Source organism: Pseudomonas sp. LBUM1658, assembly GCF_059716055.1.
In genome coordinates this window covers 3,108,814-3,122,873 of record NZ_CP166798.1, presented here as the reverse complement: position 1 = coordinate 3,122,873, position 14,060 = coordinate 3,108,814, and the positions used below count along the sequence as shown (strand labels likewise).

Here is a 14,060-nt window from a genome sequence, read left to right as displayed (position 1 = left end):
CACTCATCAAAAAATTGTCTGCCAAAGCGCTAGCGGGGTTACCCAACCGCCGTCAGATGCCGGGTAAAGAACGAAGTGAGCTTGCTCCAAGGGATCAGGTTCACGCGGTCGTAAAGATCGACGTGACCGGCCCCGGATACCCATGCCAATTCCTTAGGCTCGGCAGCACGCTGGTAGGCGTCTTCGCTGAACTCTTTGGAATGCGCCTGATCGCCGGCGATGAACAGCAGCGGGCGTGGGGAAATCGTCTCGATATCGTTGAGCGGATAGAAGTTCACGAATCTGACTTCACTGGTCAACGACCGATTTTGCGTCAGCTCAAGCGTTCTCCCCTGAGGGATATGGATGCCACGCGGTGTGCGGTAAAAGTCCCAGAACTCACGTGTGACAGGGTCGGTATCTTTACCAGGCTGCGCGGGCAAATAATTCAGAAAGTGCATTTTCCCGGTGGCGAACTCGTCATCGCGTTGCTCCGCTGCTTTAGCGAGCATGGCTTCGCGTTGCTCCACAGTCAGTGAGTGTCCCAAGCCATTACGGGTGACTGCACCCATGTCGTACATGCTGACGGTAGCGACGGCTTTCAGACGCGGATCCATCTTGGCGGCACTGATGGCAAAGCCGCCACTGCCACAGATGCCCAGTACGCCGATATTGGTGCGGTCAATGAAATCCCGTGTGCCAAGATAGTCAACGGCGGCACTGAACGCGTCCGCATACAGTTCGGGAGCGACCAGGTTGCGAGGTTGGCCCTCGCTTTCACCCCAGAAAGGCAAGTCAATCGCCAACGTGACAAAGCCTTGTTCCGCCAGTTTTTGCGCATAGAGCATGGAGCTTTGCTCTTTGACCGCGCCCATTGGATGACCCACGATAACCGCAGGAGCTTTACCGCTTTGTGCCAGATTTTTCGGCGTAACAAGATTCCCAACGATCTGCAGGCTGTACTGATTTTTGAAGGTCACCCTCCGCACGGTCACCTTGTCGCTCTTGTAAAAATTGTCAGCACCTTCCGGTATGTTCGAAGCGATCTGCAAGTCCGCCGCAAAGGCAGAGCTTCGTGCAACGGTGAGGACGCCCAGAGCAGCAATGCTGACTGCGGCGGCCTTCACGAACTCGCGGCGATCGGCGCCGGGACTGGTCAAGGTCTCTGCAGCTTCAAGGCTGATGTCAGGTGTCTCGCTCATCGTCGGTGCTCCGTTGGAGATTAGGTGGCAGATCTTGACGGATTCGCGAGAGCATGATTAGTAGGCATAATCTTGATGTAGTTGTGAGAAAACCTCAGCAATGGCTAATACCAAAGTAAATGATCTTCAGGCCTTTCTGGCTGTGGCGCGCGACCAGAGTTTTACCAAGGCTGCCGCGAAGCTGGGTATCACCCCATCCGCCTTGAGCCATACGATCCGGGCACTTGAAGAGAGGCTGGGTGTGCGATTGCTGGCCCGCACGACGCGCAATGTGTCGCCGACAGAAGCGGGAGAGAAATTGATGCGTTCAATTGCCCCGCTTTTCGATCAGATCACTGCTGAACTTGAGGCGCTAGGTGAGCTGCGGGACACGCCGAGGGGCACGATTCGCATCACCTGCACTGACGATCAGATTGAGTTATGCATACGGCCGATGCTCGCGGGATTTTTGAAAGACTTTCCAGATATCACGCTGGAGTTCTACGTGGACTACGGGTTCACCAATGTCGTCGAAGAGCGGTTCGATGCCGGCATTCGCATGGGTGAATCGATCAGCAAGGACATGATTGCCGTTCGTATAGGGCCGGACTGGCGGCTGGCTGTGGTGGGTTCTCCAGCGTATTTCGAACGGAACGCAGCACCGACGACACCCCATGAGCTGACCAGCCATGCCTGCGTCAACATCCGACACAGACCATCAGGTGCCATTTACGCATGGGAGTTTGAAAAAAATGGCCAGGCTTTTACCGTCAAAGCAGACGGACAGCTCGTATTCAACAGCATCATGCATGTCCTAAATGCTTCAATAGATAGTATTGGCTTGGCCTATGTACCAGAAGAACTGGTTGCGCCTTATCTGGCTGATGGCCGACTCATAGAAATCCTGGCTGATTGGTGCCCCAAGTTTGAAGGCTACCATCTGTATTATCCCAACAGACGGCAAACATCTCCCGCTTTTTCTGCATTGGTTGAAGCGTTGAAATACAGAGGCTGAGAATGCAGTTTGCTCAGAATCTCCCCTAACGGCCTTCACTCCGCTTCAAACAAAAAAAGGCCCCGAAAGGCCCTTTTGTACTCAAACCAAAATCACTTGGCGAGCCAAGACTCAACGGTGTCCGAGCCGTATTCCGCTTTCCATTCCTTCAGTGTTTTGTGATTGCCGCCTTTGGTTTCCACCACTTCGCCGGTATGCGGGTTTTTGTAGACCTTCACTTGGCGAGGCTTGCGAGTGACAACAGCAGACGAGGCAGCTGGTGCGCGACGACCGGCCTGTGGGTCAAGTAAGTTGATCACGTTCTTCAAGCCGTAACCGTACTGTGCAAGAAGCTCACGAAGCTTGGTTTCGAATTCGATTTCTTGCTTAAGGTCAGCATCACCCTTAAGGGCTTCAAGCGCTTGGAGCTGCTCGGCCAAGTGTTTTTCAAGCTGGCGAAATTCTGCAAGTTTGGACATGGGATATCTCTCCGTGATTGTTACCCTAACGTTACACCAAAAACTCCGATTTGGATGAAGTAAGTGTGTTTACTTTGCTCATTAAGTCGCATCCGTTGCAGGATTTGCACTTGAGCAAACGTCCATCAATCAACATCTGGCGACGAGAGAAAGTTCATAAAACCGCAACGGAACATTGGTGTGATGGCGCGGCCTCTGAAACAGGTTTGCGGAACGGAACTGGGAGCCAAGGTGTCATTTGTATTAGACACCTTGGTGTCGTACATCCTGTTGAGATAGAGAGGTCGTTTTATGAACAATATCATCTACATCGTTGGGGCAGTGGTGATCGTCCTGGTTATCCTGTCGTTCGTCGGTCTTGTATAGACTGCGAGCCAAGACCGTTCTTGCGGCGCCGGTAGCGGTACAGTACGAGCCAACCCCGGCCCTCGGAGGCGTTTGCGACATATATCCGACGACACCTGATGGTCGCTACTTTGTAGTCAAAGGGCAGCTGTGGCGTTGCACCAACCCCTCGCTGAATGAGGATGCCCGGCAACGCCTCGTCGACGAACTCATGGCTGCGCGTCGTGAGGTAAAGGCAACGAAAGCCTCCGGCGATCCTGTGCAGTTAAAGACAGCCAGGGCACGCGTTCAAACAGCCAAGGTAGCGCTTTGGGAGCGAGGGCCCGTGTGTTGGAGTGACGGCAGCCCTGACTTCAATAGGTGCCAGGTCGCCAATTCACCTTACGCTCAGTGGTATACCTCCTTAAACACCATCAGCCCACCTAAATCCACTCCGTTATCGCGGCGAGGTGAACCGAAACAGTTCCGCTCGCTCGGTGAACGCCGCTCAACCTTTAAAGAAGACAGCGATCCTGTTTCCGACTGGATCGCGAAGGTAGGCAGCGCCGGGATGATGCCGTTCCCCGCCGTTGCGGAGTCGCCATTAAATGGATAGGCGATATGAATGCTTCCGGGCCCATTGGACTTGTTCGGTTATCGGCCATCCACGGACTCCCTAACTTCCGGCATGGCTTGAGAAGCGGCAACAAATAGCTACTGACATGCTCAGCACCTCGTATCTGAAGCGCTACCGCCTTGACGAGTCTCCCAAAGGTTCTCATACAGCCCAGACTGATTGTGCAACGCAGACGCGGTGCCAACCTTGGCACCTGGAAATTAGGCTGGTTCCAAGACATCCCTGCGGTGCGGTCGAGAACTTTGCGTCCCCGGATGCTGCGGTCTGTAATGCCGCGCTAACGTCCTCAAGGGGACATCGGGCCACTTGCGCAGGGAGGACTGACCGCAATTCCTTTTTAATGCATAAAACCTTCTGATATAGCCCGGTCATTGCAAATTGCATGGTCTGGTGACACGAGAAAAAAATTAACTTATTGAAATAAAAGAATTTATTTAAAGTCAGCAAATGGCACGGTTATTGCGCATTATCTTGCTAGAGTTGTAATGCCATTTTCGGCCAGGAGAACAACAACAATGTATAGATCCTCTGATACTTATTTCACTGCGCTGGGCGAGCGTCACCCCACCTATGAGATTGCAAAGGGCGAGCGGTTGGCACCAAATTCTAGTCGAAGCGCCTTTAATGTGGCTTCACCAAATGATTAGGATTGGAGGATTGCATGGAAGATCTTGACGAGAAGATCGTCGCAGGGGAGCAGTTGGTGTGGAAGACTCTGCAGGCATTACGGATTACAAGGAAACCAAAGGCGTGAAACCGACAGAGGAGGTCGAATACCTGCGCGTCGAAGCGGAAGCGTTCATGACTGTGATGTCGAAGTATCAGCTTTGGGCACCGGGTGAGCCGGTGCATTTACTTCATTGGCGGGAGTAGATTTGAATTGAGTATGGCGGCACCTCCATTGATGGGATGATATTAACCGCACGAATGAATTAAGCGATTATGTTTGATTTCAGTCGGCAGAATTAACCTCTAAACGTTCGCGATAGCGGTTGAGATCGACGAGCAGGTAAAAGTTTCAATCGATTGAATCAATGTCCGACGACCGACCACAATTCAGCACAATTCACACCGTTAAATACCGCCTGTCGCGAGCGGCAAAACTTTATAGAATTTTTGGACGGGCATCACCTTCAGATGACAGTGGGCGGCGAATTCAGTCAATCACCAAATGAGTAGCGACCCCCTTTTAGGCCTGAGGAGATTCGTCATGTTCCTACATAACAAACGACTTCAATACACCGTGCGCTTGGCCCAACCCAATCCTGGGTTGTCGAACCTTTTACTTGAACAATATGGTGGAGCCCAGGCGAGTTGGCCGCAGCCACCGAATACTTCACCCATGCATTGGCCGAAGATGATGCGGGAAGGAAGGATTTGCTGATGGACATTGCCATCGAAGAACTCAGTCACCTTGAGATCGTAGGGTCGATCATCGTGTTGCTTAACAAGGGCACCAAGGGGCGCACGGCACAAGGTGTGGAAGAAGAGGCCGAGTTGTATCGCGCCATCAACGGGGCTAGTAACGATTCGCACATCACCAGCCTGCTGTACAGGGCCGGCGCACCCCTTACTAACTCCGCTTGAATCTTTGCTGCGTCACCTGGGTCTTCAATTCAGGTCATAAATTGCTATTAAAATTTGTCTAAGCAGGAGTTTAGGAATGGATATTAAAAAAATACATATCAATGGCCAGACCATCCGTGTAGGTGTACGCACAGGGCTACCAAATACAACTCCCCTTATGATATTCAATGGAATTGGGTCTGGCCTTGAGCTAGTCCTGCCCATTGTTAATTCAATGCACCCTGATCTAGAAGTCATAGCATTTGACGTTCCCGGTGTAGGTGGCTCATCTATGCCAAGTCTTACTTACACTTTCTCTGGCCTTGCTAAAACCGTAACGAAAATCCTTGATCACTTAGGACATGAGCAAGTTAACATCATTGGCCTTTCTTGGGGTGGATTCTTAGCGCAACAATTTGCTTTTGATTATCCACAACGGTGTAAGAAGCTTATACTCGCAGCCACATCATGTGGATTGATGTCTATCCTACCAGATTACAAAGTGTTGGGATTGATGGCCAGTCCGCGCCGTTATACCGACCCTGAATATGCCGCTAGCATTGCACCTGCACTTTACGGAGGCAAGTTCCGGTACGACAAGAAGCTGGCATCTTTGCACGCCAAGGAAATGTGTGCAGATAAATCACCTTACGAAGTTACTACTGGCTACAGCTATCAAATGATGGCCATTGCATGCTGGTCTAGCGCTTTCTGGCTGAACCAAATAGTCCAGCCTACGCTAGTGTTGGCAGGTAGCGATGATCCAATCATTCCATTGTATAATATGGAACGATTATCTGATCAAATTGCTAATGCAGAATTGCATGTGTTTGATGACGGGCACTTGTTTTTTCTTACGGACTTACCCAACGTAGCCCCTATCATTAATGAGTTTTTACTTTGACTCTTTAGGCCTTAAAATCGTTATTCCTAATTACCCGCTGAAGCCTACGCACAAAAGTGTTCATGATGGGCAGTTTCTCATGGCGGCGCACGGGTTTTAAAAACACACTAACCCTTGATGGGTAAAAAATATGAGCGGAATTTCCTTCGATCTATCTCTTTTCAACACGGCTAGTCTTTGGAAAAAACACCGGCACCAACCATGCTGTCGCCGTCGATGCGTACGAGGTAAACATGTGGCGCCCGAAAATCCAGGAGCTCGTCTAACGAGACCTTTTGCTCAAGGTGATCCGCTGCGGGTGAGGGCAAACCCGCTGGAACAAGGTAAGAATAAAACGGGAGCGGAACGCCGCTGCTGGTTAGCGGCCCAAGGATAGTGACCATGATACAAATACGCCGAATAATGTATGTTCGTACAGTAAACCGCCGAAACGAGTTTGCGGTCAAATAAAGACTCATCACGGGCGACAGGGGTAGATACGTGCGGGCGTTTTGCTCGGAGCACTCCCTGTTGCTGGCTCATATCACCGTATAGCGCATAGTTCGATGAGAACGCCACGAGGCGGTGCTGCTTCAGTTTCTGTTTGATCTGGAAGTATGGCTCACCCATATTTACGTACGGCTTGCTATCAGCGCTATGGGCGCTCACACAGCCGTCGTTGTTCGATAGCACCACGATAGGTGACCAGGTCAGGTCGGAACACTCGCTCGCAGCTAGCATAGAAGCTGTCGATCAGCGCAAAGACGGACTCAGGCTTTGGGGTCATGAGCGCGCACACTGAACGTCACCACGCCCCAGATGATCAGTTCATCACCCTCTAGGATGTAGCGAGGTGGATAACCCCGCTTGCGGTCAATCTCGAACGCGGGGAATTTCGAAAGGTGGATCATATTGTGAATGGATAGTGGGGCACGATTGCAACATTGCCAAAGCTGTCGCTTTGTCTACCCTGGCGCTCACGACCCAAACATTAATGTCGAATGCGACGTGGGGTACTTTTCCTACAGGCCTAAATCTCTGCCGAGTTGATCCTCTTTCATTTGATCGACTGCAAGCCCCCTTTCCACGAGATGCCACTGAAGCTGACAACGTAAGTGCTCTTTTAAACGAGATCTCAGTTCGACATAGCCAAGAGCATATTCCAAGGATCCAGCGTTGATACCACGCCGCCCCAGCACATCCCGCAAGACCTGAATACCTGGCTGGCCGATGTCCGACGCATGCAGTCGCACGAGAGGGTCGAGTCCCGGGAGTCTCTTGAAGCTGTCGACTGCCTGTTCAATCAGTTGTGCAAACGTAGCGGTATCAAATGCCTGCTGCACCGATCGCCACACTTTCGATTCGAGTTCACTGTCCTTCACCTCCTCCAGCACTTGCAGCGCGCGCGATCTCGCGAAAAGATTGTCCGACACCGGTATTTTTTAAAAATTGGATTGTCGTTTGAAAACAAAATGAAAAGCAGCCGCTTTCAGCGAAGAGCGACTGCTGCACCACCCCAGGTTAAGCCTTGGGCATGCATTCGACACAGAACCGTGAAAGAACAAGCAAATGCAAAAAGCAACAACCTCATTTCTCGCGCTTTAGACGTGACATCCAGGTGCTTTAAAGATCTCCGCTTTTTTGTTGTCCTCAAATATAAAGCTCCGTTTTTCAAAAAAAATTTCAAGGGCAAAAAAAAACATATTTTTTTTGAGACGGCAAATGGGAAATACCGCATGGCCAAGTGGGGCCATCCAGGAGTTCCAGGGCTGCCCTTCCCGCTCCTCGATCCTTCTCCACTAATGCCCACTTTTGGATTGGCTGACGGCCCTAGCTCCGTTGACGTAAGCTGGGCATCTCCTGAGCTGAATCAATTTATAAAGAGTACGTTTTTACTGTGGCAGAGACACGGATGACTGATCTAAAAGCCCTTTGGCAGCGCGAGCGCGCACGCAGGGAAGCGTTGTGGGGACTTGAACGCCTACAACCTGGTGCTGAAGAGGCGAGACCGCATATGGCTGCGCTCGATGACATTGATCGCCATGATCGGGAGCACCCGATTGGGGATGCATGCTCTATGACGATTGATGAGCTGCGCGAATCTGTCTCGGAAACTCAATTCGAAGGAGCCGATGGCTATCATTTCGTGATCGTACTTGACCAGCACATCCCTCAACCGTGGCGAATGAGATTTGAGGCCGCCAGTGCGCTTTCGACTCGTTTGCGAGAAGGCAGCTATGCCCACGACTGGCGCCGCTTTCTTCGGGGTTGGGTACACGAGATGCAGCACCTTGCCGCCCACAGGGAGCGTTGCAAGAATGATTGAATTTGATTTGAACACAACGATTCAGAATCGTTGTTGAGGCATGAGAGCTTTATGCCAACTGGTGATGATCCGAGAGAGAATCGTCGCGTGCAAGCCACTTTGGAGGCTCTTCGCGAGGCGTTGATCGATCACCTTCGCGACGATGGGGGCCCAGGTTAGGCTGATTAGGAGTCGGTGCGCAGTTTGGCCTTTGGGAGATTTCCTCTGCATCCATTTGCTTCAGGCAATCAGCTCGCCCCCCACGTTCATCGACTATCATCTGCTGTGGCTGACCAGCTAATGTGGTCAAGGCATCGTACGCTGAACCAACGCTCCCCCACTAAACTCCCGGCCTGTCCGCAAACCTCGCACATTGACAGTGACCGCTCCTCTGCCGTGGCTACCGCTTCACGACAAGCTGTATCACCACCTGAATAATAGAAGCGCAACCCCCCGTATTTTTCCTTGACCTGGAGCACTTGTATTTGAGGCACGCCGGGATGAGCATTCAAGTGAATTTTCAATGTTTGGCACAGCTCATCTATCAGATTCAGCCAGCCTGGCAAACACGCTATTTCGCGAAGATGCGTATTGGAAAAAAACTCCGGATAGCGCTCCCGCATAACGGGCAACAGGTCATCAGTCATATGATTCCAATGCTCTCGTTTCAGCTTTCTAATATGCCTCTAGCGCCAGGACAGCAGGCAAACTCGCGTGCTTTCTTGAGCCGCGACCGGCTAGGATGTAGAGCGTGTCTTTGCTTTCAAAAAAGCAGCCTTCAAAGCTTTGCTGGTAGCTCGTAATGACGCTCTCGCCAGCTGAAAATCGAGCTTCGCTGTCGAACACAGCCCTATGTGCATACAGTATCGCGGGCTGTAGGCCCTGATTTTTTATCGACTGCTCATGTGGCTCAGGAAGCATTACATCGATGATCATCCATTCCCTGACAACGCAGAACGATCTGCCTTCAAATTCATCGCTGGCTAGTCTGATCAACTCGTCGTCGCTCAGTCTTGAGCCGCCCAGCGTTCGCGCCGGGCCATAAAGTACATCTACAATCAATTCAGTTTTCACACTACCTGCCTAATACTATTCATGCGCAGCGCCAACTCAAAAGCCGTCCAAGCACAAGCTTTCTGCGAGTATTCCCTTGTAATGGGTAGGTAGCCTCATCTACCGATCGACCAAACCGCCCTACCGCTGCCCTTCTTTCGCGCACCACGCCCGATAAGCACATACGCTGTATTTACGCTTTCAAACACGTAGCCACGAGTCAGCGATCGTTGAAATGTGCTGCGTACCCAGTCGTTTGGCTGCCGTTTTCCTGTGCTGTGCATCACTACGCTGCGGGCGTAGAGTACGAAAGGCATGAGTCCATCTTCCGCCAACGATTTCCGGTATGCGTCGTCGACTTCTATTTCGATGATTCGCCAATCTCTCACTAAGCAAAATGGCTTGTCGGGAAAGCTCAAAAGCGCCTCGACCTCAGCTTCCCAGATCTCTCCGCTGAAGCCGTTCATTGGCTCGCCGCCGCCATAGAGCAAGTCTTCCAGCTCCCACAGTATCGCGCTCATTTAGTCCCTCCAGTGCTTAGCACCGGGCGCAATGCGGCTATGGCTTCGTCCATTGAAAAACCCGCCCGACGAGACTTTATGAGATGACGAGCGATCAGGGTAGAGAGCTCCTCAATATCGAAGTCTTCCAGGGCGACCCACGAGGCCTCAGCAGCTGCAATATCACGCGGACTACCGCGCACTATGGCGCCAGCTTGCGCCCGCTGCTGCAGGTACCCGGGCTGGCCAATCACTTCGCTGGGATCGATCGACACGCACCCATTTTGAACCCGCAGTGTCTTGAGGGCTTTGATGGATTCCGAAATCGCGCGGTCTCGATCACTGAGGGGCTTTGATCTCCAGAACCACATCAGCGATTACCGCCTTCGGGCGATCGTGGATCGTCAGCCACTAGCTCACTCATCACACATCTCCTCAACTGTCAGTGAACATAGTCGGTGGGAGTAGCCCCGTTCTCGTACAACCAATGGCAAACTACATAACGACTGCTGCTGAGCGTCTCACACACTAGATACCCTTTGAGCACAAAGACTTTCTCGATACGAGATGTACGGATCTTTCCCCCGTCCCTGAACCGACCACGCTCATCTATGAAAACGATGCCGATCAGGCATGGCGGCTTAAATTCGGCGCAGCACAAGTAGCCAGTGACCGGGACGCCAAAATCAATTTTTTGTGCATCCGAAATACTTCGTGGGATACCCATTTCTTTTCCTGTTGCTCTCGGAATTTCTAGTTAGAGAACGGCGCCCAAAAACAGCTTTAGTGAACTCTGTCGAAACGGTCTAGAGCTCCGTTCTCATGAAGCCAGTGCGCGACGACATAGACACCACCTCCCTGTGTGACTACAAGTTCGTAACCCTCGCGCCAGAATCGATCAGTGATAGGTGGAGTGTGTACTGGTAAACCTTCCGGGAAATTCCTCTGCCGGTCGCAGAAGAGCAGACCTGTCATCAGCGGAGTTCGCTCCAACGCACACAGCAGGAACCCCACGACCCTTGGATCAGGTATGGCAGCTCGCGCTCGTTCTATGACTGTCGGCAACCTGTGCATCCTGAAATCGGACAGCTCTGTGCCATAGGTTTTGATCCTGTACACCCTAGTTATCCGTCCATTCAGCAAAGGGTTAACGATCAGATTTCAATGGTGAAGTCCGCAATGAAGCCCGTCTCTTCCCGAGGGTAACCCCGTGGATTTGAGATGAGCCGGCACCCGCTCAGCTCAACATCGATCAAGTGATGCGTATGTCCGAAAATCCAAAAATCCGCCATCTCAAGGAGCGAGTGCCACCTGTTGGAATATGCAGCGTTCAAATGGCCGTCATGCTTCTCGCCGGCAACCTCTGGGATCGGACAATGATGCGTAACAACCACCGTCTTACCGTCAAACCGCTTAGCGAGCTCGTGCAGCAGGAAGTCAAAAGCAATACGGTTTCGCCCAATCACGTCTGCTGGTCGCAGTCGGCGGAAGCGCTCTTCAGCTCTGATCGCCCGGAAGTCGTTCATCCATTGTCCGCATGTCATGGTCGCGGCGACGACGTCTCCGGTTGATGAAAAATCCGTCCAGCCCGTTGTGACCAAAAAACGCGTTTGGTTGCAAATCCAAACCTGGTTTTCCAGGACATGCACATGCGGTGCGGCAACGTCTCGCATTTTGCTCAGGGTGTGGTCGATGTGGCCTTTGTAAAATTCGTGATTCCCCGCGCAATAAATTACGGGGCAGCTGAAGGTCTCGTTCGCCCATTTCACACCTCGGGATTGGACGTCGATGTCACCGGCCAGGATCACCAGATTTGCGCCAATCATTGGAGATTCGAATAGGGCGAATTCGTTGTGCAGATCTGAGTAAATCTGGATTTTCATATTTCGCCCATATCAAAAGTCGGATCGGGATCAGGTAGACGCGAGGCTTCGCAGGCTTGCATCGACTAGGGACAAAAAAGGTCTCAAATTCGAATTAGCTCTATATTGAAAAGGGCATTTGTCCGACTCCATTCGCTATTCGCGCAGGCGTGGTGAAGGTGATATTCCTTTCCACCCTACCTTAGCCAGCAGTAGCAACTGAACCCGAATCGTTCGATGCGTATGACTATATGCATTTGCCTCGAACAAGGCAAATCCGACATACAGTTCCGTTTACCGGGAACACCTCATGTCGATTCGCACTGCGTTTGCTTCTGCTTTGCAATTTTTGAGAGCCCAACGAAAGCTCTCGCAGAAAGACATCGCTATTCAGACTGATCAGTCCTACATCAGTCGTCTTGAGGCGGGTGAAAACTCGGTGACTCTGGAGATCAGCCAAGAGCTTGCAGAAGCGCTTCGATTAGATCCCATGTCTCTGCTGACAATTGTGTACGCTGTCGAGCGCGGACAATCCCCACGCGAAATCCTCAGCCGTATCCAGGACGACCTTGAGTCGTCGAATCTGCTCGACGCCAGAATCCCCTCTAGCCCTGCTCAAACGGTACACCCGGTTGTTGCAGAAGCAGCTGAATTGAAACGCAAGATAATTGAGCTGATGGATGAGGGCCATTCACAAGCTGAGGTTGCTAGGCGTCTTGAGGTTTCGAAGTCCACTGTCACTAAGCATCTGAAAAACAGATAGCGGCTGATTCGAGAGGAGTGATCGGACGTAGGGCTCCTTCTCCTATCGACTGCAGTCTGCCATGATTTAATACCAACTGGCTTGCGCACCAACAACGCACTCACTACGGGAAACCGACGAAAGCGGCGTCTGGGAAGTCGTTGATATTGAATTTGAAGGTGAGGAGCTCATCTGCCCCTTCTGTTCGCTCCATCTAGCCAGCACGGATGATTGAAGCACTAGGACTGGAGTCGATTTACTCAGTCAAAATTGAGCGCGAGATGGAGTATGAGCCTGATTATGGTAATGATTGATCTGGTCGCGTAGCGTAACGCGTGAAGTTCGATCGAAGTAGAATCTACGGGAGCCGGTCGCCATATCGTCGTTATTTGATTTCATACTTGGAATTCTGAATGGGAAGTCCCCTTTTCATCGTACTATCACCACCCTACTGATTCGGATAGGTTTTTATTCAAGTGGCAGTCGGCGATCCCAAGAATCTGAACGATCTATTTTATTTCGCCAAAGTCGTCGAAGCCGGAGGATTCGCGGCCGCCGGACGCCTTTTGGGAGTACCTAAATCCCGACTGTCGCGACGCATCTCAGAGCTTGAGGCGCGTCTGAACGCCAGACTGCTACAACGCACGACTCGCAAGATGCAACTCACCACACTGGGCGAGCGCTATCTGCGCCACTGCCAGGCCATGCTGCTGGAGGCCGAGTTGGCCGACGAGGTGGTCGCTAGCGTTACAGCTGAGCCACGAGGGCCGCTACGGGTTAGCAGTCCAGTAGGCTTAGCTAGTCACTTTCTTACTCCGCTTGTACGAGACTTTCTGCTGCAATACCCGCAGGTACAACTGGATTTGCTCTTGGTTAATCGTCGCGTCGACTTGATCAACGAAGGTATTGACGTTGCACTACGGGTACGGGAGACCGGCGACGAAGAGCCAAATCTCGTGACCCGTCGCCTGCGAGAAGCCCACACTGAAGTGGTGGCCTCTCCCATATTTGCTAAAGCGAACAACCTTAGCCACCCAAGAGAGCTGACTACATTGCCTTTCCTTGGTGCTCTTGACTCCGATCGTCTTGCCCGTACTCGCTTGCACAATTCAAAAGGCGAACGCTTCGAGTTGGCAATGCCCGCGCGGCTAGGCGTGGAGGATTTCGAAATGCGCAAAGAAGCTGCCTTGGCCGGCTTGGGGTTCACGGTACTACCGATGATGTATTGCGAAGATGAACTTGCTAGTGGCGCGTTAGTACGCCTGCTACCTGATTGGCACTGCCCACCGGCCTGGCTACAGGCTGCCTACCCACATCGACGCGGTGTGCTACCCGCAATTCGGGCATGGCTGGATCATCTTGAGCAGGCCTTCAATCAGTGTGGAAATCGCACCCTTTAATGGGGATCACCGGACAGGCCAGCCCGATGGCTGCAGCCGCGCCTTGAACGACGAGTGGGTGCTTGAGTTGCTGCGAAGCGTATTTCCAGAAGCTCGATGCCATCGGCACCCCTGACTTCCTCGATGAGCCTCTCCAGGACGTAAGTCGCCTGTGC

At 52.0% G+C, this 14,060-nt stretch carries 15 protein-coding genes and 5 pseudogenes; 9 read left to right on the top strand and 11 right to left on the bottom strand.

All coding sequences use genetic code 11. The annotated features are described in order from the left end of the window. Positions 1-38: 38 nt before the first annotated feature. The gene (locus ACA064_RS14270) at positions 39-1,181 is read right to left on the bottom strand and encodes an alpha/beta hydrolase (RefSeq protein WP_497673925.1); all 1,143 of its coding nucleotides are present in this window, start codon (positions 1,179-1,181) and stop codon (positions 39-41) included. Positions 1,182-1,281: 100 nt separating this feature from the next. Between ACA064_RS14270 and ACA064_RS14265 the strand changes: the two genes are divergently transcribed. Beyond that, entirely contained in the window at positions 1,282-2,175 is an 894-nt protein-coding gene (locus ACA064_RS14265; protein ID WP_497673924.1) for a LysR family transcriptional regulator, read from the top strand. Between the two features lie 92 nt (positions 2,176-2,267). Here ACA064_RS14265 and ACA064_RS14260 read toward each other — a convergent pair whose 3' ends face one another. Next, positions 2,268-2,633, bottom strand: a complete 366-nt coding sequence (locus ACA064_RS14260) for a histone-like nucleoid-structuring protein, MvaT/MvaU family (protein ID WP_497673923.1) — start codon at positions 2,631-2,633, stop codon at positions 2,268-2,270. A gap of 445 nt (positions 2,634-3,078) precedes the next feature. Here ACA064_RS14260 and ACA064_RS14255 point away from each other — a divergent pair. The 4 genes and pseudogenes from ACA064_RS14255 to phaZ all read left to right on the top strand — a co-directional run. Next, positions 3,079-3,387: pseudogene (locus ACA064_RS14255) on the top strand (hypothetical protein); the annotation flags it as partial. Positions 3,388-4,299: 912 nt separating this feature from the next. Continuing rightward, a complete protein-coding gene (locus ACA064_RS14250) occupies positions 4,300-4,467 on the top strand; it encodes a hypothetical protein (protein WP_497673922.1) in 168 nt (55 codons plus the stop codon). A 337-nt stretch (positions 4,468-4,804) separates the two neighbouring features. Continuing rightward, a pseudogene (locus ACA064_RS14245) lies at positions 4,805-5,178 on the top strand (manganese catalase family protein); the annotation flags it as partial. 79 nt (positions 5,179-5,257) lie between these two features. Then, positions 5,258-6,064 carry a poly(3-hydroxyalkanoate) depolymerase gene (gene phaZ / locus ACA064_RS14240; RefSeq protein WP_497673921.1) on the top strand — a complete coding sequence of 269 codons (807 nt, stop codon included), beginning with the start codon at positions 5,258-5,260 and terminating at the stop codon, positions 6,062-6,064. Between the two features lie 173 nt (positions 6,065-6,237). Here phaZ and ACA064_RS14235 read toward each other — a convergent pair. From ACA064_RS14235 to ACA064_RS14220, 4 genes and pseudogenes are all read right to left on the bottom strand, one after another. Further along, a pseudogene (locus ACA064_RS14235) lies at positions 6,238-6,447 on the bottom strand (S24 family peptidase); the annotation flags it as partial. 127 nt (positions 6,448-6,574) lie between these two features. After that, positions 6,575-6,830 (bottom strand): annotated as a pseudogene (locus ACA064_RS14230) (Y-family DNA polymerase); the annotation flags it as partial. Next, positions 6,814-6,903, bottom strand: a pseudogene (locus ACA064_RS14225) (peptidase S24); the annotation flags it as partial. The pseudogenes ACA064_RS14230 and ACA064_RS14225, both read right to left, overlap by 17 nt. Before the next feature lie 162 nt (positions 6,904-7,065). After that, positions 7,066-7,476 (bottom strand): hypothetical protein, encoded by a 411-nt coding sequence (locus ACA064_RS14220; RefSeq protein ID WP_497673920.1) that lies wholly within the window; start codon positions 7,474-7,476, stop codon positions 7,066-7,068. Between the two features lie 120 nt (positions 7,477-7,596). On the opposite strand from ACA064_RS14220, the gene ACA064_RS14215 reads away from it, so the two are divergent. Together ACA064_RS14215 and ACA064_RS14210 are read left to right on the top strand one after the other, a co-directional pair. Continuing rightward, positions 7,597-7,959: a hypothetical protein gene (locus tag ACA064_RS14215; protein ID WP_497673919.1), complete on the top strand. Its 363-nt coding sequence runs from the start codon at positions 7,597-7,599 to the stop codon at positions 7,957-7,959. Beyond that, positions 7,956-8,369, top strand: coding sequence for a hypothetical protein (locus tag ACA064_RS14210; RefSeq protein WP_497673918.1), 414 nt, complete (start codon positions 7,956-7,958; stop codon positions 8,367-8,369). The genes ACA064_RS14215 and ACA064_RS14210 overlap by 4 nt, the downstream gene beginning before the upstream one ends. A 245-nt stretch (positions 8,370-8,614) precedes the next feature. On the opposite strand, the gene ACA064_RS14205 is transcribed toward ACA064_RS14210, so the two are convergent. The 5 genes from ACA064_RS14205 to ACA064_RS14185 all read right to left on the bottom strand — a co-directional run bounded on the left by ACA064_RS14205 (position 8,615) and on the right by ACA064_RS14185 (position 11,784). Then, complete coding sequence (locus ACA064_RS14205; RefSeq protein ID WP_497673917.1) at positions 8,615-8,995, bottom strand: hypothetical protein; 381 nt, start codon at positions 8,993-8,995, stop codon at positions 8,615-8,617. A 28-nt stretch (positions 8,996-9,023) separates the two neighbouring features. Next, on the bottom strand, positions 9,024-9,422 hold the full coding sequence (locus ACA064_RS14200) for a DUF6957 family protein (RefSeq protein ID WP_497673916.1): 399 nt from the start codon (positions 9,420-9,422) through the stop codon (positions 9,024-9,026). Between the two features lie 95 nt (positions 9,423-9,517). After that, a complete protein-coding gene (locus tag ACA064_RS14195) occupies positions 9,518-9,922 on the bottom strand; it encodes a DUF6957 family protein (RefSeq protein WP_497673915.1) in 405 nt (134 codons plus the stop codon). Then, positions 9,919-10,272, bottom strand: a complete 354-nt coding sequence (locus tag ACA064_RS14190) for a hypothetical protein (protein WP_497673914.1) — start codon at positions 10,270-10,272, stop codon at positions 9,919-9,921. Before ACA064_RS14190 ends, ACA064_RS14195 begins: the two co-directional genes overlap by 4 nt. A 783-nt stretch (positions 10,273-11,055) precedes the next feature. Then, entirely contained in the window at positions 11,056-11,784 is a 729-nt protein-coding gene (locus ACA064_RS14185; RefSeq protein WP_497673913.1) for a metallophosphoesterase, read from the bottom strand. Positions 11,785-12,073: 289 nt separating this feature from the next. Here ACA064_RS14185 and ACA064_RS14180 point away from each other — a divergent pair, with 289 nt between their 5' ends. Both ACA064_RS14180 and ACA064_RS14175 read left to right on the top strand, forming a co-directional pair. Then, positions 12,074-12,526 (top strand): helix-turn-helix domain-containing protein, encoded by a 453-nt coding sequence (locus ACA064_RS14180; RefSeq protein ID WP_497673912.1) that lies wholly within the window; start codon positions 12,074-12,076, stop codon positions 12,524-12,526. Between the two features lie 455 nt (positions 12,527-12,981). Further along, a complete protein-coding gene (locus ACA064_RS14175) occupies positions 12,982-13,905 on the top strand; it encodes a LysR substrate-binding domain-containing protein (RefSeq protein WP_497673911.1) in 924 nt (307 codons plus the stop codon). Positions 13,906-14,060: the final 155 nt, after the last annotated feature.

Bases quoted from the DNA above. Each gene is read 5' to 3' on its own strand.
- ACA064_RS14270 (WP_497673925.1), bottom strand. From the start codon at position 1,181: ATGAGCGAGACACCTGACATCAGCCTTGAAGCTGCAGAGACCTTGACC.
- ACA064_RS14265 (WP_497673924.1), top strand. From the start codon at position 1,282: ATGGCTAATACCAAAGTAAATGATCTTCAGGCCTTTCTGGCTGTGGCG.
- ACA064_RS14260 (WP_497673923.1), bottom strand. From the start codon at position 2,633: ATGTCCAAACTTGCAGAATTTCGCCAGCTTGAAAAACACTTGGCCGAG.
- phaZ (WP_497673921.1), top strand. From the start codon at position 5,258: ATGGATATTAAAAAAATACATATCAATGGCCAGACCATCCGTGTAGGT.
- ACA064_RS14210 (WP_497673918.1), top strand. From the start codon at position 7,956: ATGACTGATCTAAAAGCCCTTTGGCAGCGCGAGCGCGCACGCAGGGAA.
- ACA064_RS14205 (WP_497673917.1), bottom strand. From the start codon at position 8,995: ATGACTGATGACCTGTTGCCCGTTATGCGGGAGCGCTATCCGGAGTTT.
- ACA064_RS14195 (WP_497673915.1), bottom strand. From the start codon at position 9,922: ATGAGCGCGATACTGTGGGAGCTGGAAGACTTGCTCTATGGCGGCGGC.
- ACA064_RS14190 (WP_497673914.1), bottom strand. From the start codon at position 10,272: ATGTGGTTCTGGAGATCAAAGCCCCTCAGTGATCGAGACCGCGCGATT.
- ACA064_RS14185 (WP_497673913.1), bottom strand. From the start codon at position 11,784: ATGAAAATCCAGATTTACTCAGATCTGCACAACGAATTCGCCCTATTC.
- ACA064_RS14180 (WP_497673912.1), top strand. From the start codon at position 12,074: ATGTCGATTCGCACTGCGTTTGCTTCTGCTTTGCAATTTTTGAGAGCC.